The organism is Streptomyces sp. NPDC088733 (assembly GCF_044751185.1).
Lineage (GTDB): Bacteria > Actinomycetota > Actinomycetes > Streptomycetales > Streptomycetaceae > Actinacidiphila.
In genome coordinates this window covers 83,540-102,861 of record NZ_JBIVLH010000010.1, presented here as the reverse complement: position 1 = coordinate 102,861, position 19,322 = coordinate 83,540, and the positions used below count along the sequence as shown (strand labels likewise).

The following is a 19,322-nucleotide window of genomic DNA, read 5'->3' as shown; positions in this document are numbered from 1 at the left end:
GGGCATCCACTCGTGGACCTGGGCATCATCGGGCAGGCCGCCGGGCTGTTCGCCGTCACGAACATCGACGACATCCTGATCCTGGCGCTGTTCTTCGCCCAGGGAGCCGGGTACCCGGGCTCCACCCGACGCATCGTGCTCGGCCAGTACCTGGGCTTCGCCGCGATCCTCGCCGTGGCCGTGGCTGCCGCGTTCGGCGCCACCTTCCTGCCCGGGTCGGCCATCCCCTACCTCGGCCTGCTGCCCCTCGCACTCGGTCTCAAGGCCGCTTGGCAGTCGTGGAAGGACCACCGGGACGGCGGCACGGACGAAAGCGAAGCACAGGCCAAGGAAGGCGGCCCCGGCCCGCTGGAGGTCGCCGCGGTCACCTTCGCCAACGGCGGCGACAACATCGGCGTCTACGTCCCCGTCCTCGCGACCGCCGGCACCGGCGGGATGGCCGTCTACGCCGTGGTGTTCCTCGTCCTGGTGGCGGTGTGGTGCTTCGCTGGACGGTTCTTCGCCACTCGCCCCGTCATCGCCAAGGCCCTCGCCCGCTGGGGGCACATCCTGCTGCCTCTGGTCCTCATCGCCATCGGCCTGCTCATCCTCATCGAAGGCGGCGCCTTCGGCCTGTGAGGCGGCAGGGCTCGTTCGCGGTGAACAAGTGCTGTTCATCGTCGCGAACAAAGCCAACGGGAGCCTGGTCCGAAGGCTTGCGTCATTCGTACGGCCCTTGCGGCCGGCCCGCGTCAGGTGTGACGCACAAGCTCAGGCCGTGGGCGACGGACGGCGATGAGGGCGAGGTCGCCCCGGAGTTGCCGTCCCGCATAGCGGTCCACGTCGGTACTGATGTGCTGCAGGAGCGCGCCGGGGGAACCCCACGTCCATGTGGTGGCGCGGTCGAGGACGGGGAAGAAGTCTCCGGCGGCATTGCGGGCCTTGGGAAGGCCACCGGTGTACAGCAGGAGAGTGTCGCCGCAGTCGAAGTCGGTGACGTCGGGATGGAACGCGCAGGGAGTGTCACCCGCGAGTCCGAGCGGCGGGGCCGGGCGGGCCGTGCGCAACGGCGTCACCTGACCGCGGTGTCGCAGGAGTGGTGCCGGATGGCCGCAGCTGACCGTCCTGACGGTCCGCTCCCCATCGGCGAGTTCGATGAGCAGGGCCGTGATGAATCGCTCACTGCTGTGGGGAGCACCGCCGTCCGCCAGCTCGCCCATGTGCCAGCGGACGCTGCGTTCGAGCGCGGCCGCCAGCTCCGGAAGTGTGCGGTGCTGGTGGGTCGCTTCACGGAACGCATCGAGGACAGCCGAAGCGTCCTCGATGGCGGGAAGGCCTTTACCGCGAACATCGCCGATGAGAATGCGGGTGATGTCGTCCTTACGGGAGGCGGCGTACAGCCCGCCTCCGACCAGGGCGTGTGCCGTCGCGGTGCGGTAAGTCGACGCGACACGGAAGGGACCCATCTCCTGCGGGATCGGCCGGAGCAGTACCCGCTGGGCCGCCTCCGAGACCGCCCGTACCTGGGCCAGATCTCTCAGGTCGCGGTCGCGCAGAGCCCCGTACGCGAGAACGAAGGCCGAGACAGCCAGTGTTGCCGCGATGTGAAGGGGAAGCAGCGGCGAGTGGAGCAGGCCGTCGCGCCGGTCGACGACCACCACTCCCGCGACGGCGACGAGGGCGACGGCGGCTGTGAAGCGCGCTCGCGCTCGCGCATGGGTTCCCGCGCATATGGGGGCCGCCACCAGCAGCGGTGACAGGTGCACCGCCAAGGAGGCGGGCAACGCGACCGAAGTGATCGCCACAATCAGCAGGAGGGGCGGCAGCACCTGACCGCGTTTCCTCCAGGGTCCGGCGCTCGCGCCGCTGCTCCGGCGACCCACACGGCGGTCCAGGCAGGAGGCTTGGAGCAAGCGGGCTCCACGACCTGCCGGATGTTCTGCGACAGGGGTAAGCGAGTAGAAGTACATGGCGAACCGCGATTGTTCGGATGTTCGTGGAAGGGCTGCACCGAGCCGGCGCGCAGAGTTTCGTGGCATCACCGCCGGACAGGACGGGTGGAAACTCGACGCGTCCGCCGAATACACCGCGATGCCGGTGAACGGTCTCCTGGCCGAAGGTCAGGCCGCCGACCGTCCGGACGGGGAGGCGGCCCTGGCGGGGAGCCCGGGGCCACGTCGCGGCTCACTACGTCCCGTGAACCCGGTGAGGGTCGCATGTCCTGTGCCCCGGGGGGACAGCGAGACCATATGAAAACCGACACCGACTCGGTGGTGTCCTCGGCATACGCACGGCTCTGTTGGGATCACGACTCCGCCGTCCTTTTACTCTTCCGTATCACGGAAGCCAGTCTTCGCTGAGCAAATCAACTGTGCGACGCGCCTTTCGGCACGTCAAGCGAATTCCTCCGCCCAGCCGCCGAGCCCGGCACGGCAGGCATGATGTGTCATTCAACGCCGTTCTCTGGTCGGGAAGTTGGGCGAGAGTAAAACAATGGCAAGTTCGCAAAAATCGATCACATGCCCACGCTTTCACTCACGGAAAGACCCGCGCGGCAAAATAGGGATCGAGACCATCTCATTACCGGGATTTGATGTCCCGAAAATAGTTCGGCACCTTCACAAAACCGGGAGGGACTTCCGCCTCGGCGACAAGGTGATGCCCGAAGGAGTTCGCGGCCTCCCCTCTCCAGCGGCCCGGCGGTCCCGGACACGAGAGGGCGGTAGGAGATCGGTGCCGGCCCGCCCGGGAGCGGGCCGGCACCGTCAACGGATCAGGCGGGTACTGGTTCGGTTGTGGCGATGCGCAGCCCGCCGGTGCGGGACAGCAGGTGTACGCAGGCCGCGCACACGAGGCCGGTGGCGGTCAGGGCCAGCCAGGGCAGCCACGCGGCGTGGTGGCGGGCGGCCACGTCCCACAGGGCTCCCGTGGCGAGATTGCCCAGGGTGATGCCGAGGCCGGAGAGGGTGTTGTACCAGCCGTAGTGGGTGGCGACCAGGCGCTCACCGGACAGGGTGACGATGGTGTCCATCTCGAAGGGGTAGACCACGGCGGTGCCCACCGCCAGCAGCACCACGGCCGCCACGAGAAGGGCCACCGACACGACCGTGCCGATCGGTCCCGCCGATGCGGCCGGGGTAGCGGCCAGCGGTGCGAAGGCCAGGCCCATGACCGTGATTCCGCCGACGATCGCCTGGGGGCCCGTCCACCGCCGGCGGATCCAGGCGGTGATGCGGAGCTGGCCGAGTACGGCGACGACCGCGGAGACGATGAACAGGCCGCTGGTGACCGCCTGGCCGCCGTCTCCGAGGAGTTGGTGGGCCTGGAGGGGCAGCGCGAGGTAGACCTGGAAGGACAGCACATACGAGCCGATCATGGCCAGGGAGAACAGCATGAACGGCCGGTTGCCCAGTACCTGCCGCCAGGAGCCCGTCATCCCCACCGCCGGGCCCGACTTTCCGGTTGTGCCGGCGTGCCGGTCGGGCAGGGCCTTCCACTGCAGGACGGTCAGTGCCGCGAAGACGGCGGCGGCGACCGTGCACACCGCGCGGAAGTCCCAGGCCAGCAGGAGAAGGCCCACGATCGGCCCGATGAGGACACCGGCCTGGTAGAAGACGTTGAACAGGGCGAAGCCCTCCACACGCCGGTCGCCGGTCTCGACCGCGAGGTACGCACGGACGGCCGGGTTGAACAACGCCCCGGCGAAGCCGGTCGCCGCCGAGGCGGCGATGAGCGCGGGCAGGGAGTCGACCAGTCCGAGCACCCCGAATCCCACGGTCCGCAGGGCGCAGCCGATCACAATCGGGGTCTTGTAGCCGAAGCGGTCGGCGATGGTGCCGCCCAGGACGAACATGCCCTGCTGGGAGAAGTTCCGCACGCCCAGCACGAGGCCGACGGCCCACGCGGCCAGGCCGAGGCCGCCGGCCAGATGGTCGGCGAGGTAGGGCATCAGCATGTAGAAGCCGAGGTTGATGGCGAACTGGTTGGCCATCAGCAATTGCGCGGCGCGGTCGAAGGAGCGGACCTGCCCCCACAGCCCCGTCACTGCGCGTCCCGGACGACGGCGAGCGGGCTGTCGTCGCCACCCGCGGAGTCGGCGAGCGGATCGCGGACGGTGGTGCACCGGGTCCAGCGGTCGACCGCCGCCTCGCCGGGGTGCGTGATCTCCTGCGGGTGGTCGGCGGGTTCGTGGTGGAGCAGACCGTAACTCCGGCAGTAGGCGTCGTCGAAGACGGTGCCAATGTAGCGTTGCGGTCCGTCCGGGAAGATCGTCACGATGCGTGTCTCGGCGGGCAGCGTACGGGCCAGCCACCGGGAGACCAGGGCGACCGCGCCGACGCTCCATCCGCCGGTGGCGTAGTGGTCGCGGGCCAGGCGGCGGCAGGCCCACACCGCTTCGGCGGCCGCGACCCAGTGGACCTCGTCGAAGGCGGGATAGTCCACGTTGCGGGGATGGATGCTGCTGCCCAGTCCGCGCATCAGGCGGGTGGCGGGCGGCTGGCCGAAGATGGTGGAGCCGGTGGTGTCCACGCCGACCAGCCGCAGGTCGGGGAAGAACGTCCGCAGGGACCCGGCGACGCCGGCCGAGTGGCTCCCGGTGCCGACACTGGCGACCAGGACGTCGATGCGGCCGAGCTGCGCGACCAGTTCGTGCGCGAGGACGGCGTAGGCGGCCACGTTGTCGGGGTTGCTGTACTGGTCCGGACACCAGGCCGTGGGATCGGCCGCCAGGATCTCCCTCACCCGTTCACGGCGGGCCTGCTGCCAGCCACCGGTCGGATGGGTCTGCCGGACGATGTCGACGGTGGCACCGTAGGCGGTGAGCAGACCGACCATAGGCGGCTCCATGCCGGGGTCGGTGACCAGCGTGACCTGGTGGCCGTGGACGGCCGCGGCCAGGGTGAGCCCGAGCCCGAGGGTGCCGCTGGTGGACTCGACGATCCGGGCACCGGGGAGGAGTTCGCCCCGGGCCCGGGCGGCCTCGACCATGAACAGGGCCGGACGGTCCTTGATGCCCCCGGGGTTGAATCCCTCCAGCTTGGCCCAGAAGCCGCGGCTGCCGGGAACGAAGGGCGAGCCCACCCACAGGACGGGGGTGTTGCCCACCAGCCCCGCCGGTGTGCGCCGCGGCGGCGCGGTGGCGGCCAGCAGTTCGGCCGGGGAGAAGGGCGTGATCGGGGAAGGCACTGTGCTCATGCGTGGGTCTCCTGCGGCCGGCGCATGCCGCGCCGCCGCTGTGTCGTAAGGAATCTGACGCGCGGGCAGGAACGGCGGCCCGGCGCGCGCGGCGCACCGAGCGGCCGTCGGGCACGGTCAGGTCCGTGACACGCACAGCAATGTCAGGGTGTCCTGCTTCGGGACGGAGGGTGGTGCACAGCGGCCCGCGGCGCCCCCGGACCACGGTGCGGACGCGGGCATGCCAAAACCCGTCACGTCGAGCACGGATGTCTGAGAAGCCTGCGCCAGGCGCGGGCGGGGATCGGCAGTGCGGTCCACCGCCACGCCGCACAGCGCGTGGTGGCCGTCGCCCGGGCCGTCCGCGCTGGTCAGGCCAGGTTCCTCCGAGGCCTGACCTGAGGGCTGACAAAGCGCCTCGCCGGCGGCCACAGCGATGATGGTGTCGCCACCGGTGTGGTTCGGGCCGTGCGCGCACGCGAGCTGGTGAAGGACCGTCAGGAGCAGCATCGCCAGCAGGACGAGAACCCTGCCGGGGGAGTTCCGCTGGACTGCCGCGCGACACCGCATGTCACCCATAGTAGTCGAACAAGGACTCTCCGCGATGACGGAACCGGTGGCTCCGGAGGTCCGGGGCACTTGCGGCCCCCGGAGCCACGGCAGTTCACGTGGCAGGCGCCGGCCGTACCGTTGCGGCGCCGGGGGCGTGGTGCCGCCCGGCCCAGCTCCGCAAGGCCACGCCGCCCGCATGGTCCTGGTGGCGGCGCAACAGGGCGGCAAGGACCTTCCGGCGCCAGGGCAGCAGCGGCATGGAGCCTCCAGCCGCCGGGGTGCGCGCCTCTGTGCACGGGCGAGGGTCCCGTCGGATTCAGCAACGTAGCCAAAAATCACTTTGCGCCCTCGAGCAACGCGGCGCCGCACCGCGATCGGCATGCGTCCCAGCACCTCCGACCGTCCGGCATCACCGCAGGTCAGCGGCGTCTTATCGGTGTTGACAACGGTCACCGATGCAGCCTTTGCCGAGCTGGGCACAGGTGTGTTTCGCTGCGCAGCCGGACTCGGATCTCAGGAGGGCGTCCGGCCATGGCCACGCATGACCACGAGCACGACGATCACCACGGAGCGGACGGCCACGCAGGCCACTCCCACGGCGTCGCCGCGGACGCCGACCGCCGCTGGCTCGCCATCGCCCTGATCCTCATCGCCGGATTCATGGCGGTCGAGGTCGTCACAGGCGTCCTGGCCGGCTCCCTGGCCCTGCTGTCCGACGCCGCGCACATGCTCACCGACGCCGCCTCCATAGTGCTGGCCCTCGTGGCCATGCGCCTGGCGGCCCGCCCCGCCCGCGGCGGCTTCACCTACGGGCTCAAGCGTGCCGAGATCCTGTCCGCCCAGGCCAACGGCATCACCTTGCTGCTGCTCGCCGCCTGGCTGGCGTACGAGGCCGTGCGCCGTCTGATCTCCCCTCCCGAGGTGCACGGCGGCCTGGTCCTGATCACCGCACTGGCCGGGATCGTCGTGAACATCGCGGCCGCGTGGTGCCTGTCCAAGGCCAACCGGTCCTCCCTCAACGTCAAAGGCGCCTTCCAGCACATCCTCAACGACCTCTACGCCTTCATCGGCACAGCCGTGGCCGGACTGATCGTGCTGCTCACCGGCTATGCCCGCATCGACGCCATCGCCACGCTGGTGATCGTCGTCCTCATGCTGAAGGCCGGCTACGGCCTGGTCCGCGCATCCGGGCGGATCTTCCTCGAAGCGGCACCCGCCGGCATGAACCCGAACGAGATCGGCGACAAGCTCGTGGCCCAGCCCGCCGTCACCGAAGTGCACGACCTGCACATCTGGACCATCACTTCGGGTCAGCCGGCCCTGTCGGCTCACGTCCTGGTCGAACCGAGTGGTGACTGCCACGCCGTCCGCCGCGGCCTGGAGTCCCTGCTGGCCGCGGACTACGGCCTGACGCACACCACACTGCAGGTCGACCATGCGGCGGCGGACGTCCTGACGCTGACCGGTCCCGGAGACACCAGTCCCGGCGACACCGGCCACTGCGACGATGCCCACGGCCCGGTCCACCGTGAAGGACCTCATACGCATTGATCTCTGATGCGGCGTCACGACCGGGGCCTTCACGCCGCGGATGGTCAGGGTCAGGCCTGAACGCCGAGTTCGGTGATCAGGCCGCGGATGCGGGCTTCGATCTCGTCGCGGATCGGGCGGACCGCGTGGACGCCCTGCCCGGCCGGGTCGTCCAGCTGCCAGTCCAGATAGCGCTTGCCCGGGAAGAACGGGCAGGCGTCTCCACAGCCCATCGTGATCACGACGTCGGAGTCCTGCACGGCCTGCGTGGTCAGCACCTTCGGGGTCTCGGCGGAGATGTCGACGCCCGCTTCCCTCATCGCCTCGACCACGGCCGGGTTGACCGAGTCGGCGGGGGCGGAGCCGGCCGAGCGGACCTCGACCTGGTCCCCGGCCAGATGGGTCAGGAACGCCGCGGCCATCTGGGACCGGCCCGCGTTGTGGACGCAGACGAACAGCACGGACGGACGATCAGCACTCATGGCTTGGCTTTCTTTGCAGGTCACAGGGTGGGAGCAAGCTCGGGTTCAACTTCGGGCGCCGCGGCCCGGCCGAAGACGACCGCGACCAGCACCAGGCCGATCACGGTCCCGCCGAGCTGGGCAGCGACAAACCCGGGAACCGAGCCGGGGGCGATCCCGGCAAAGGTGTCGGTGAACGCGCGGCCGATGGTCACGGCGGGGTTGGCGAAACTGGTGGAGGAGGTGAACCAGTACGCCGCGCCGATCCACGAGGCGACAGCGACCGGCGCGAGATGGTCCCGGCCGCTGCGGGCGAGGCCGAAGATCAGCGCGATCAGGCCCGCGGTCGCGACGACCTCGCCCAGCCACAGCTGCGGCGCCGAGCGGTCATGCGAAGCCAAGCCGACCAGCGGCCGGGCGAACATGCCATCGGCGACGATCGCCCCGCCGATCGCCCCGCAGGTCTGCGCGAACGCATAGATCCCGACCTCGCCAAGGCTCATGCCGCCGTCGCGACGGCCGTTCCACCAAGCGGCCAAGCTGACCACCGGATTGAAGTGGGCCCCCGAGACCGGGCCGAGCAAGGCGATCAGCACCCCGAGGCCGAACACGGTCGCCAGCGAGTTCGCCAGCAACTGCACCCCCACGTCCCGGGACAGTTCGGTCGCCTGGATCCCCGAACCGACGACGACGGCCACCAGGGCAGCCGTCCCGGCCGCCTCGGCAGCCGCCCGGCGTCCGAGCGAGGGGCTCACCCACCGGCCCCAACAGGGGCCTGCAGCAAGCTCGACAGCTTCGCCAGCGCGGTCGGCCGAACCCAGTAATAGACCCACGTCCCGCGACGCTCGGAGCCGACCAAGCCGGCCCCCCGCAGCACCTTCAGATGATGCGAGATCGTCGGCTGGGACACGTCGAACGGGCCGGTCAGGTCACACACGCAGGCCTCGCCGCCCTCATGCGAGGCGATCAGCGACAGCAGCCGCAGCCGGACCGGGTCCGACAAGGCCTTGAACATCCTGGCCAGGTCCACGGCGGCGGCTTCGTCCAGCGGCTCCCGGACCATCGGCGAACAGCACACCGCCTCGGGCTGGATCACCGACAACTCTGACTTCGACATGCATCGATATTGACAGCAGTCGAATCAAACGACAAGGTCGCTTGTATCGACAGACATCGATTCAACCGGATTCGATTCGGGAGGCACCGCCATGTCCCGCGTCCAGCTCGCCCTCAACGTCGCCGACCTGGAGGGATCGATCGCGTTCTACTCCAAGCTCTTCGGCACCGAGCCCGCCAAGCGCCGGCCCGGCTATGCGAACTTCGCGATCACCGAACCCCCGCTCAAGCTCGTCCTCATCGAGGGCGAGCCCGGCCAGGACACCCGTCTCGACCACCTCGGCGTGGAGGTCGCCTCCACCGAGCAGGTCACCGCCGCCACCGACCGACTCCAAGGCACCGGGCTGGCCACCTTCGAGGAGAACGACACCTCCTGCTGCTACGCCCTCCAGGACAAGGTCTGGGTCACCGGCCCCGGCAAGGAGCCCTGGGAGGTCTATGTCGTCAAGGCCGACACCGACACCCTTGGCGAGCCCCCCGTCGCCGGCGGCGACGCCTGCTGCACCGACCGGAGCACCGACAGGACTGAACCCGCCAACGCTGGAACCACATGCAATTGCGACAGCTGAGTTCGTTGCCCCCGGTCCCCGCGCGGCTGCCACGACTGCGCAGGGACCGGGAAACCCATGGGGATGTGGACGTCTGACACACCCCCAGCCGTTGCCAGAGGGATCAACCGGCATCAGGGCTCCTTCGCCCCTCTCGCGCGTGCGGGGCCGCCGGACAGGCGTTGTAGGCGGCGAGCGGGTCGTTGGCGTCGCCGCGGTCGATCGCACGGTCCTACTGATCGTCGGCCAGTAAGGGGCCCCACGGGCGGCCCGGTGCCTGCCACCGGCTCGTCCCCAGGCTGTCCGTGGAACTCAGGATCAGCCGGGCGAAGAAGGGCAGCCGTCGGGGCCCCGGGTCCACTCCGATGATCACCCGGAAGAACAGCAGACCGGCGGCGATGCAATGCATCTGCAGCGCCGGATGACTCGGACGCCTCGCCCGTCGCCGACGACGCCGAGCCCTCCAGGAGGACGCGAAGGCCCCCAGCCGACCCGGGGAAGAAGCCCTCCGTGAGGAAGCGGTGTCTCTTCGGCTCCGACGCCCATCTCGCCGTCACCAGGGACACCCGGCACGACAAGCCGCTCCTGGACGACGGCACGCCCGACCCCGAGGTCCCTCCGGCACTCGTTCTCGGCCTCTGCCTGGACAAGCCCGGAGAGCGGCCCGGATACAACGGATTGAAAACGATCTCCCGGCTCCAGGAGCGCGGCTACGCACCCGGCTACCTTGCCTACGACAACTCCGGGGCCACAGGATGGCAGTTGCCTGTCAGGGCCCTGGGCTACCGGCCCGTCTACGACTACCGCGTCGACCAGCTCGGCAACCAGGGCGGAACCCAAGGAGCGATCCCCGTCGAGGGCACCTGGTACTGCCCCGCCGAGGCCGGCAAGGTCCAGTGCCCCCTCAAAGATCTACTTCCGCCTCCGCAACAGCGTCGAGGGTTCAACGGCTTCGCCAAGAGCCCCCTCGCCGAAGCCATCGAGTCCTCACGGTCCGGGCCCATCCGCGGACTCGCCGCCTGGACCGTCCTTCTTGTGTTCCAGCTCGCCCACGCCAACAGACGCAAGATCACAAGATGGCTGGACAGCCTGGCCCTCGGCGGTGAACGACCCGTCAGGCGCACGAACCGCAGACGCAGGACCAGGCCCCTGGGTACCTGGACCCCGATCGGCCACCTGACGCCCGCCACCTGAGTGACAGGCATCACACCCAGGACATCGCCCAGACAAGGAAGTCCCCTCGCCGCCCTGTGACGGCCGGCGAGGAGGCTTCGGCGTGTGAGGGACGTTACGTTCGGCCAACCCGGCCTGCGGATGCCTGGATCAACGCGAGAAGCGGGCCCCCTCGGTGACTTTCGCCACCGGGGAGACCCGCTTCATCTGTGCGCGAGGGGGGAGTTGAACCCCCACGCCCTTTCGGGCACTGGAACCTGAATCCAGCGCGTCTGCCTATTCCGCCACCCGCGCATGGGTGCTGCCGTTAGATTCTGTCACACTCTGCGGGGCTTCCCGTTCGGTGCGTCAGCGCCTTCCGACACCCAGAACACTAGCACGCTGTTCAGGGTGGATTCACATCCGTTTCCGGGCACCCCCACGGGGCGGGAACCGTCCTCTGTTGCGGGACACTGGCTTGAGGCGCCTCTACCATCCCTGTGGGGAAGCGGCGGCGGCGCCTGTGAGCGTTGACACCGGTCCCGAGGGACCGATCGGGGAACCACCGGTTTTCCCGGTGCGTGGATACGATCAGTAAGCAGTACCGGAAGGATCGAAGGGGAAGGATCGCGGCGTGAGCCCGCGACAACCGCAGGGCCTTGAGGAAGGAGGTGCACCGTGGGAGTACTCAAGAAGTTCGAGCAGCGTCTCGAGGGCTTCGTGAACGGCACCTTCGCCAAGGTGTTCAAGTCCGAGGTCCAGCCCGTGGAGATCGCGGGCGCGCTGCAGCGCGAGTGCGACAACAACGCCACCATCTGGAACCGGGACCGCACGGTGGTCCCCAATGACTTCATCGTCGAGCTCAGTACCTCGGACTACGAGCGGCTGAGCCCGTACGCCGTCCAGCTCGGCGACGAGCTGGCCGGCATGGTGCGCGACTACGCCAAGCAGCAGCGCTACACGTTCATGGGCCTGATCAAGGTCCATCTGGAGAAGGCCGACGACCTCGACACCGGTCTGTACCGGGTACGGAGTCGCACGCTGGCCTCCAGCGAGTCGCAGCAGCAGCTCCAGCAGTCGCCGCCGCAGGACCGGAACGCGCCCCAGGGCCGCGGCGGCTACGGCTACCCGCCGCAGGCCCCCCAGCGCCCCTCCGGGGCGCCCCCGATGCCCGCCGCACCGCCGCCCGCCGCGGCCGCCCCCGTGACCCGGCTCCCGGGCACCGGTACGGGCCCCGGCGCGGGTGCCGGCATGAACGTACGCCGCTGGATCGAGATCAACGGCAGCCGCCACCAGATCTCCCGGCCCACCCTCGTCCTCGGGCGCAGCACCGAGGCCGACGTGCGGGTCGACGATCCCGGTGTGTCCCGCCGGCACTGCGAGATCAGGGTCGGCACGCCCTCGACGGTCGTGGACCTCGGGTCCACGAACGGCATCGTGGTGGACGGGCAGCACACCCAGCGCGCTACGCTCCGCGACGGTTCACGGATCGTCGTGGGCAGTACCACCATCGTGTACCGGCAAGCCGAAGGGTGAAGCGGGGGCAATGTCAGAGCTGACCCTGACGGTCATGCGGTTGGGTTTCCTCGCCGTACTGTGGCTGTTCGTCATCGTGGCCGTACAGGTCATCCGTAGCGACCTGTTCGGGACCCGGGTGACCCAGCGCGCGGCCGGCCGCCGCGGCGACCAGACGCGGCCGCCGCAGCAGCGGCAGCAGACACAGGCGGCGGCCCAGCGGCAGCAGCCGCAGAACAACCGGGCCCGTCGCGGGGCCCCGACCAAGCTCGTGGTCGCCGAGGGCTCGCTGGCGGGGACCACCGTCGCGCTCCAGGGCCAGACCATCACGCTCGGCCGGGCCCACGACTCCACAATCGTGCTCGACGACGACTACGCGTCCAGCCGGCATGCCAGGATCTACCCGGACCGGGACGGCAACTGGATCGTCGAGGACCTGGGATCCACCAACGGGACCTTCATGGAACGGAACCGGCTGACCACGCCGACGCCGATCCCGCTCGGTGCCCCGATCCGCATCGGCAAGACCGTCATCGAGCTGCGGAAGTAGTCGCACCATGGGCGAGCACAGCCAGCGAGCGCGAGCGAGAGGGTGGGCAGCGTGCGGATGTACCCGGAGCCGACGGGCGAGGTGCGCATGACTCTGTCGCTGCGCTTCGCCGCCGGTTCGCACAAGGGAATGATCCGGGAGGGCAACGAGGACTCCGGCTACGCCGGCCCGCGGCTGCTCGCCATTGCCGACGGCATGGGCGGCCAAGCCGCCGGTGAGGTCGCCTCGTCGGAGGTGATCTCCACCCTCGTCACGCTCGACGACGACGTCCCCGGCTCGGACCTCCTGACCTCGCTCGCCACCGCCGTGCAGCGGGCCAACGACCAGCTGCGCGTCATGGTCGAGGAGGACCCCCAGCTGGAGGGCATGGGCACCACGCTCACCGCCCTGCTCTGGACCGGTCAGCGGCTCGGCCTCGTGCACGTCGGCGACTCGCGCGCGTATCTGCTGCGCGACGGCGTGCTCACCCAGATCACCCAGGACCACACCTGGGTGCAGCGGCTGGTCGACGAGGGCCGGATCACCGAGGAGGAGGCCGGCACGCACCCGCAGCGCTCGCTGCTGATGCGCGCGCTCGACGGCCGCGGCCAGGTCGAGCCCGACCTGTCCGTCCGCGAGGTCCGCGCCGGCGACCGGTACCTGATCTGCTCGGACGGCCTGTCCGGCGTGGTCAGCCACCAGACGCTGGAGGACACCCTCGCCGGGTACCAGGCGCCCGCCGAGACCGTGCAGGAGCTGATCCAGCTCGCCCTGCGCGGCGGCGGCCCCGACAACATCACCTGCATCGTCGCCGACGTCCTGGACATCGACGACGGGGACACCCTGGCCGTGCAGCTGCACGACACGCCCGTCGTCGTGGGCGCCGTCGCCGACAGCCGTCACCACCTCCCGATGTCCGACCCGCGGCACCTGCAGACCCCGGCCGGCCGCGCTTCCGAGCTCGGCCGCCCGCCGGCCCCGGAGGGCTCCTTCGGGCCCCCCGGCAGCGCCGACCCGGCGGCCGGCTCGCCCATGGGCAGCTTCGGCGCCTTCGAGGACGAGGAACTCGACAAGCCGGTGAAGTCGCGCCGGTGGCTCAAGCGGTCCCTCGTGCTGCTGGTCGCCCTCGGTGTCGTCGGCGGTGGTCTGTACGGCGCGTACCGTTGGACGCAGACGCAGTACTACGTCGGGGTCAAGGGCGATCACGCGGCGATCTACCAGGGCATCGAGCAGAAGCTGGCCTGGGTCAACCTGTCGAAGGTCCATGAGGACCGCCCTGGCATCGAACTCAAGTACCTACCGCAGAACCAGCGGAAGTACGTGACGGCCACCATCGCCGCCGGCAACCTCGCCGACGCCCGCAAGACCGCGGACGAGCTGGAGCACCAGGCCAAGGTCTGCCAGACCAAGGAATCCCTGGACAAGGCCCGGGCGGACGCCGCCGACAAGGCCAAGAAGGACCAGCAGAAGGGCGCGGGCACCGCATCCGGCAAGGCCACGGGCAAGCCCTCGGGCTCCCCGACCGCCGGCGGCACCGCGAGCACGCCCCCCAGCAGCCCGTCCGCGGGCGCGACCACCAGTCCGTCGACCAGCCCCACCCTCACCGCCGAGGACCAGGCGCTGGCCGAGCAGTGCCCCACGGGCAGCTAGCAGTCTGCAGGAGGGCCGTCAGTCCAGCATGAGCGTTGTCACGAACACCACGACCATCACATCCGTCGGCGCGCCGAGCCGTCGCAACACGGAGCTCGCGCTTCTCGCCTTCGCGGTGCTGATCCCGGTCTTCGCGTACGCGAACGTGGGCCTGGCGAAGAACGACGCGCTGCCCGCGGGCATGCTCGCGTACGGCCTCGGGCTGGGCGCGATCGCCGGTGTCGCGCACCTTGTGGTGCGCCGGTTCGCGCCGTACGCCGACCCCCTGATGCTGCCGATCGCCACGCTGCTCAACGGCCTGGGGCTGGTCTTCATCTGGCGTCTCGACCAGGAGCCGTCGCTGCCGGGCGGGTCCTCCGCGCCGACGCAGCTGATGTGGTCGACGCTGGGCGTCGCGTTCTTCCTGGGCGTACTGATCTTCCTCAAGGACCACCGCATCCTGCAGCGCTACACCTACATCTCGATGGTGGTCGCGCTGGTCCTGCTGATCCTCCCGGTGTTCTTCCCGGCCGTCTACGGCGCCCGGATCTGGATCACCGTCGCCGGTATGTCCATCCAGCCCGGTGAGTTCGTCAAGATCATCATCGCGGTGTTCTTCGCCGGCTACCTGATGGTCAAGAGGGACGCCCTCGCGCTCGCCAGCCGCCGCTTCATGGGCATGTACCTGCCCCGAGGCCGCGACCTGGGCCCGATCCTGGTGATCTGGGGCCTCAGCATCCTGATCCTGGTCTTCGAGACCGACCTGGGCACCTCGCTGCTCTTCTTCGGCCTCTTCGTGATCATGCTCTACGTCGCCACCGAGCGGACCAGCTGGATCGTCTTCGGTCTGCTGCTGTCCGTGGGCGGCGCCGTGGTCGTGGGCAGCTTCGAGCCGCACGTCCACAGCCGTGTGGAGGACTGGCTCAACCCGTTCCGCACCATCGAGGCCGGGCAGGGCGCCAGCCAGCCCGCCCAGGCCATGTGGGCCTTCGGCTCCGGCGGCCTCTTCGGCTCCGGCCTCGGCCAGGGCTACTCCCGGCTCATCGGCTTCGCCGCCAAGAGCGACTACATCTTCGCCACCGTCGGCGAGGAGCTGGGCCTGGCCGGTCTGATGGCCATACTGCTGCTCTACGCACTCCTGGTGGAGCGCGGCGCCCGCACCGCCCTCGCCGCCCGCGACCCCTTCGGCAAACTGCTGGCGATCGGTCTGTCCGGCGCGTTCGCGCTCCAGGTGTTCGTCGTGGCCGGCGGCGTCACCGGTCTGATCCCGCTGACCGGTATGACGATGCCGTTCCTCGCCCAGGGTGGTTCCTCCGTGATCGCCAACTGGGCGCTGGTGGCCATCCTGCTGAGAATCAGCGACACCGCGCGCCGTCCGGCGCCGACCCCCGCCTCGTCCCCCGATGCCGAGCCGACCCAGGTGGTGCGCGTCCAGTGAACAAGCCCCTGCGACGAGTCGCTGTCTTCTGCGGGCTGCTCGTGCTCGCCCTCCTGATCAGGGTGAACTACATCCAGTTCGTCCAGGCCGACGCGCTCAGGACCGACACCAACAACCGCCGCGTCGCCATCAACCAGTACGCGAGCCCGCGCGGCGACATACTCGTCGACGGCAAGGCCGTGACCGGCCACGCCGAGACCAACGGCAGCGACTTCCGGTACAAGGCCACCTTCAAGGACGGCCCCCTGTGGGCGCCGGTCACCGGCTACGCGTCCCAGGCCTTCGGCTCCACCCAGCTGGAGTCGATCTACGACTCGATCCTCACCGGCGACGACGACCGGCTGTTCTTCAAGCGCACCGTCGACATCCTGTCCGGCAAGCAGAAGCAGGGCGGCGACGTCGTCACGACGCTGAACGCCAAGGCGCAGAAGGCCGCCTTCGAGGGCCTGGGCAAGAAGAAGGGCGCCGTCGCCGCGATCGACCCGAAGACCGGCGCCATCCTCGCGCTGGCCAGCACGCCGTCGTACGACCCGTCCTCCTTCGCCGGCAACTCCAAGAAGGACAGCAAGGCCTGGAGCTCGCTGCTGAAGGAGAACAACAAGGACGAGCCGATGCTCAACCGGGCGCTGCGCCAGACGTACCCGCCGGGTTCCACCTTCAAGGTCGTCACCGCCGCCGCCGCCCTCCAGGACGGGCTGTACAGCAACATCGACGACCCGACGGACTCCCCGGTGCCGTACATCCTCCCGGACACCAACCACCAGGAGCTGAAGAACGAGGGGCCCATCCCCTGCAAGAACGCCACGCTCCGGGTGGCCCTGCAGTACTCGTGCAACTCGGTCTTCGGCAAGATCGGCGCCGACCTCGGCCGCGACAAGATGGTCGACGAGGCCCAGAAGTTCGGCTTCAACCAGGAGATCTTCATCCCGGTCCGCACCGCGGCCAGCAACATCTCCAAGACCATGGACAAGCCGCAGACCGCGCTGTCCTCGATCGGCCAGTTCGAGACCGCCGCCACCCCGCTGCAGATGGCGATGGTGGCCGCCGCGATCGCGAACGACGGCACGCTGATGCAGCCCTACATGGTGAGCAAGCTGCAGGCCCCGAACAACGCCGTGGTCGAGCAGACCAAGCCCAAGGAGTTCTCGCAGCCGCTGAGCCCGGAGAACGCCCAGAAGCTCCAGCAGATGATGGAGACCGTCGTCACCGACGGTACGGGCAAGAACGCACAGATCTCCGGCGTCACCGTGGGCGGCAAGACCGGTACCGCCCAGCACGGTATCGACAACAGTGAGTCTCCTTACGCGTGGTTCATCTCATACGCCAAGACGGACTCCGGTTCCCCGGTGGCGGTCGCGGTGGTCGTCGAGGACGCGAGCGCCAACCGCGGGGACATCTCCGGTGGCGGCTTCGCGGCCCCGATCGCCAAGAGCGTCATGGAGGCCGTGCTGAACAAGTGATGCCGGTCACGCCGTATCTCTGTATGTGCGCCAAAACGCACGTTGCGATACCGGTCGTATATCGGCTACCGGCCAGGGCCGGGATCGGTACGCGGCGGCGGGTACGGTATGCCCGAGCAGCCACACGGACGGTTTAGGAAGGGCAAGCGCTATGGAAGAGCCGCGTCGCCTCGGCGGCCGGTACGAGCTGGGCTCGGTGCTCGGCCGCGGTGGTATGGCCGAGGTGTACATCGCCCACGACACCCGGCTCGGCCGCACCGTCGCCGTGAAGACGCTCCGGGTGGATCTCGCCCGCGACCCGTCCTTCCAAGCCCGGTTCCGCCGTGAGGCCCAATCGGCCGCCTCGCTGAACCACCCGTCGATCGTCGCGGTGTACGACACCGGCGAGGACTACGTCGACGGGGTCTCCATCCCGTACATCGTCATGGAGTACGTGGACGGCTCCACCCTGCGTGAGCTGCTGCACTCCGGCCGCAAGCTGCTGCCGGAGCGTTCGCTCGAGATGACGGTGGGCATCCTCCAGGCACTGGAGTACAGCCACCGCTCCGGCATCGTGCACCGCGACATCAAGCCCGCGAACGTCATGCTGACGCGCCAGGGCCAGGTCAAGGTCATGGACTTCGGCATCGCCCGCGCCATGGGCGACTCCGGCATGACGATGACGCAGACCGCGGCCGTCATCGGCACCGCGCAGTACCTCTCGCCGGAGCAGGCCAAGGGCGAGACCGTCGACGCCCGTTCCGACCTGTACTCCGCCGGCTGCCTGCTGTACGAGCTGCTGACCGTGCGGCCGCCCTTCGTGGGCGACTCCCCGGTCGCGGTGGCGTACCAGCACGTCCGGGAGGAGCCGCAGCCCCCGAGCGTGTACGACCCCGAGGTCACCCCCGAGATGGACGCCATCGTCCTCAAGGCGCTGACCAAGGACCCTGACTACCGCTACCAGTCCGCCGACGAGATGCGGGCCGACATCGAGGCCTGCCTCGACGGCCAGCCGGTCGGCGCCACGGTCGCCCTCGGCTCCGTCGGCTACGGCGGCGGTTACGGCGGCTACGGCAACGACTCCGCCACCACGGCCATGCCGCCGCAGCACGACGCCGGCACCTCGATGCTGCCGCCCATGCGCGACGACGACGGCGGCTTTGGCTACGACCAGCAGGGACCCGGCGGCGGTGGTCGGCGCAAGCCCAAGAAGAGCAACACCTCGACCATCCTGCTCGTCGTCGCGGCCGTCCTGGTCCTCATCGGCGCGATCTTCATGGGCAAGGCGCTCTTCTCCGGGGGCGACAGCGGGGGCGACACCGTCTCCGTTCCGGCGTTCGTCGGCGTCGCCAAGGCCGAGGCGGAGACCAAGGCCCAGAACGCCAATGTGACGATCTCCTTCGGCGAGGAGGTCTTCTGCGCCGACCAGCCCAAGGGCAACGTCTGCAAGCAGTCGGCCGAGCCCGGCACGAGCATCCCCAAGGACCAGTCGGTCACCCTGAACCTCTCCAAGGGCGCCGAGAAGATCCCCGTGCCCGACGTCACCGGGGACAAGTTCGAGGACGCCCAGCAGGAGCTCAAGCAGGCGGGCTTCGAGGTCGACAAGCAGTCCCAGACCTCCACTGACGAGGAAGAGGGAACGGTCCTCAAGCAGGACCCGAAGGGCGGCGAGAAGCGCGCCAAGGGCGTGACGATCACGCTGACCGTGGCGGTGGCCCCGCAAGAGGTCACGATCAAGGACGTCGGCAACAAGTCCAAGGACGAGGCCACGCAGATCCTCACGGCAGACGGTCTCAAGGTGACCGTTACCCAGGAGGAGTCCGCCGACCACGCCCAGGACACGGTCATCAGGACGGAGCCGGGGGCCGGAAGCACAGTCAAGGCGGGCGACACGGTCACGATCGTGATCGCGAAGCCCCCGTCCACCAACGCGATCCCCGACCTGACGGGCAAGTCGCTCGGCGAGGTCAAGGGCATCGCCAGCGAGATGGGACTGAACCTGGTGGTGTTCCCGCCCAACCTGGCAGGGAACGACAACGCCATCGTCCAGAACCAGAACCCGCCCCGCGATTCCCAGATGAAGCCGGGTGACACGCTGACGGTCGGGGTCCAGGACCCGAACGGCGGCGGGAACAACGGCGGCGGCGGCTTCTTCAACGGAGGCGGCAACGGCGGCTGACGCGCCGACGCCGCCTGCCGGGCGGGAGCAAAAGGGGAGGGGCCCCGGACACGATGTCCGGGGCCCCTCCCCTTTTGCTC

Annotated in this window: 17 protein-coding genes and 1 tRNA gene; 10 read left to right on the top strand and 8 right to left on the bottom strand. The window is 69.5% G+C overall.

The window, feature by feature from the left end:
- Positions 1–12: 12 nt before the first annotated feature.
- Positions 13–618, top strand: coding sequence for a cadmium resistance transporter (locus ACIP64_RS20075; protein WP_401588356.1), 606 nt, complete (start codon positions 13–15; stop codon positions 616–618).
- 113 nt (positions 619–731) lie between these two features.
- Here the strand turns inward: ACIP64_RS20075 and ACIP64_RS20070 are convergent, their stop codons facing one another.
- From ACIP64_RS20070 to ACIP64_RS20055, 4 genes are all read right to left on the bottom strand, one after another.
- Complete coding sequence (locus tag ACIP64_RS20070; protein ID WP_401588353.1) at positions 732–1,808, bottom strand: PP2C family protein-serine/threonine phosphatase; 1,077 nt, start codon at positions 1,806–1,808, stop codon at positions 732–734.
- A 944-nt stretch (positions 1,809–2,752) separates the two neighbouring features.
- On the bottom strand, positions 2,753–4,024 hold the full coding sequence (locus ACIP64_RS20065) for an MFS transporter (protein ID WP_401588351.1): 1,272 nt from the start codon (positions 4,022–4,024) through the stop codon (positions 2,753–2,755).
- Entirely contained in the window at positions 4,021–5,175 is a 1,155-nt protein-coding gene (locus tag ACIP64_RS20060; protein WP_401588348.1) for a PLP-dependent cysteine synthase family protein, read from the bottom strand. The genes ACIP64_RS20065 and ACIP64_RS20060 overlap by 4 nt, the downstream gene beginning before the upstream one ends.
- A 117-nt stretch (positions 5,176–5,292) precedes the next feature.
- Positions 5,293–5,664: a hypothetical protein gene (locus ACIP64_RS20055; RefSeq protein WP_401588345.1), complete on the bottom strand. Its 372-nt coding sequence runs from the start codon at positions 5,662–5,664 to the stop codon at positions 5,293–5,295.
- A gap of 573 nt (positions 5,665–6,237) precedes the next feature.
- On the opposite strand from ACIP64_RS20055, the gene ACIP64_RS20050 reads away from it, so the two are divergent.
- Positions 6,238–7,257 carry a cation diffusion facilitator family transporter gene (locus tag ACIP64_RS20050; RefSeq protein ID WP_401588343.1) on the top strand — a complete coding sequence of 340 codons (1,020 nt, stop codon included), beginning with the start codon at positions 6,238–6,240 and terminating at the stop codon, positions 7,255–7,257.
- Positions 7,258–7,307: 50 nt separating this feature from the next.
- Here ACIP64_RS20050 and ACIP64_RS20045 read toward each other — a convergent pair whose 3' ends face one another.
- From ACIP64_RS20045 to ACIP64_RS20035, 3 genes are read right to left on the bottom strand one after another with little or no spacing between them, the layout of a single operon-like run.
- On the bottom strand, positions 7,308–7,718 hold the full coding sequence (locus ACIP64_RS20045; RefSeq protein WP_401588340.1) for an arsenate reductase ArsC: 411 nt from the start codon (positions 7,716–7,718) through the stop codon (positions 7,308–7,310).
- Between the two features lie 20 nt (positions 7,719–7,738).
- On the bottom strand, positions 7,739–8,452 hold the full coding sequence (locus ACIP64_RS20040; RefSeq protein ID WP_401588337.1) for an aquaporin: 714 nt from the start codon (positions 8,450–8,452) through the stop codon (positions 7,739–7,741).
- On the bottom strand, positions 8,449–8,814 hold the full coding sequence (locus ACIP64_RS20035) for an ArsR/SmtB family transcription factor (protein WP_401588335.1): 366 nt from the start codon (positions 8,812–8,814) through the stop codon (positions 8,449–8,451). The genes ACIP64_RS20040 and ACIP64_RS20035 overlap by 4 nt, the downstream gene beginning before the upstream one ends.
- 91 nt (positions 8,815–8,905) lie before the next feature.
- Here ACIP64_RS20035 and ACIP64_RS20030 point away from each other — a divergent pair, with 91 nt between their 5' ends.
- Both ACIP64_RS20030 and ACIP64_RS20025 read left to right on the top strand, forming a co-directional pair.
- Positions 8,906–9,382 (top strand): ArsI/CadI family heavy metal resistance metalloenzyme, encoded by a 477-nt coding sequence (locus ACIP64_RS20030; RefSeq protein ID WP_401588332.1) that lies wholly within the window; start codon positions 8,906–8,908, stop codon positions 9,380–9,382.
- Between the two features lie 489 nt (positions 9,383–9,871).
- Complete coding sequence (locus ACIP64_RS20025; protein WP_401588330.1) at positions 9,872–10,555, top strand: hypothetical protein; 684 nt, start codon at positions 9,872–9,874, stop codon at positions 10,553–10,555.
- A 189-nt stretch (positions 10,556–10,744) separates the two neighbouring features.
- Here ACIP64_RS20025 and ACIP64_RS20020 read toward each other — a convergent pair.
- Positions 10,745–10,828 (bottom strand) — tRNA-Leu (locus ACIP64_RS20020).
- A gap of 363 nt (positions 10,829–11,191) precedes the next feature.
- Between ACIP64_RS20020 and ACIP64_RS20015 the strand changes: the two genes are divergently transcribed.
- The 6 genes from ACIP64_RS20015 (at position 11,192) to pknB (ending at position 19,242) form a co-directional block, all read left to right on the top strand.
- Entirely contained in the window at positions 11,192–12,049 is an 858-nt protein-coding gene (locus ACIP64_RS20015) for an FhaA domain-containing protein (RefSeq protein ID WP_401588327.1), read from the top strand.
- 10 nt (positions 12,050–12,059) lie between these two features.
- Entirely contained in the window at positions 12,060–12,578 is a 519-nt protein-coding gene (locus tag ACIP64_RS20010) for an FHA domain-containing protein (protein ID WP_360904592.1), read from the top strand.
- A gap of 57 nt (positions 12,579–12,635) precedes the next feature.
- Positions 12,636–14,207 carry a PP2C family protein-serine/threonine phosphatase gene (locus tag ACIP64_RS20005; RefSeq protein WP_401588858.1) on the top strand — a complete coding sequence of 524 codons (1,572 nt, stop codon included), beginning with the start codon at positions 12,636–12,638 and terminating at the stop codon, positions 14,205–14,207.
- Positions 14,208–14,235: 28 nt separating this feature from the next.
- Positions 14,236–15,624 (top strand): FtsW/RodA/SpoVE family cell cycle protein, encoded by a 1,389-nt coding sequence (locus ACIP64_RS20000; protein ID WP_401588324.1) that lies wholly within the window; start codon positions 14,236–14,238, stop codon positions 15,622–15,624.
- Entirely contained in the window at positions 15,621–17,084 is a 1,464-nt protein-coding gene (locus ACIP64_RS19995; RefSeq protein ID WP_401588321.1) for a peptidoglycan D,D-transpeptidase FtsI family protein, read from the top strand. Before ACIP64_RS20000 ends, ACIP64_RS19995 begins: the two co-directional genes overlap by 4 nt.
- Before the next feature lie 151 nt (positions 17,085–17,235).
- Complete coding sequence (gene pknB, locus ACIP64_RS19990) at positions 17,236–19,242, top strand: Stk1 family PASTA domain-containing Ser/Thr kinase (RefSeq protein WP_401588319.1); 2,007 nt, start codon at positions 17,236–17,238, stop codon at positions 19,240–19,242.
- Positions 19,243–19,322: the final 80 nt, after the last annotated feature.

Excerpts from the sequence above, each read along its gene's own strand:
- ACIP64_RS20060 (WP_401588348.1), bottom strand. The coding sequence starts at position 5,175 with ATGAGCACAGTGCCTTCCCCGATCACGCCCTTCTCCCCGGCCGAACTG.
- ACIP64_RS20055 (WP_401588345.1), bottom strand. The coding sequence starts at position 5,664 with ATGCTGCTCCTGACGGTCCTTCACCAGCTCGCGTGCGCGCACGGCCCG.
- ACIP64_RS20050 (WP_401588343.1), top strand. The coding sequence starts at position 6,238 with ATGGCCACGCATGACCACGAGCACGACGATCACCACGGAGCGGACGGC.
- ACIP64_RS20045 (WP_401588340.1), bottom strand. The coding sequence starts at position 7,718 with ATGAGTGCTGATCGTCCGTCCGTGCTGTTCGTCTGCGTCCACAACGCG.
- ACIP64_RS20035 (WP_401588335.1), bottom strand. The coding sequence starts at position 8,814 with ATGTCGAAGTCAGAGTTGTCGGTGATCCAGCCCGAGGCGGTGTGCTGT.
- ACIP64_RS20030 (WP_401588332.1), top strand. The coding sequence starts at position 8,906 with ATGTCCCGCGTCCAGCTCGCCCTCAACGTCGCCGACCTGGAGGGATCG.
- ACIP64_RS20010 (WP_360904592.1), top strand. The coding sequence starts at position 12,060 with ATGTCAGAGCTGACCCTGACGGTCATGCGGTTGGGTTTCCTCGCCGTA.
- ACIP64_RS20005 (WP_401588858.1), top strand. The coding sequence starts at position 12,636 with ATGTACCCGGAGCCGACGGGCGAGGTGCGCATGACTCTGTCGCTGCGC.
- ACIP64_RS20000 (WP_401588324.1), top strand. The coding sequence starts at position 14,236 with ATGAGCGTTGTCACGAACACCACGACCATCACATCCGTCGGCGCGCCG.
- pknB (WP_401588319.1), top strand. The coding sequence starts at position 17,236 with ATGGAAGAGCCGCGTCGCCTCGGCGGCCGGTACGAGCTGGGCTCGGTG.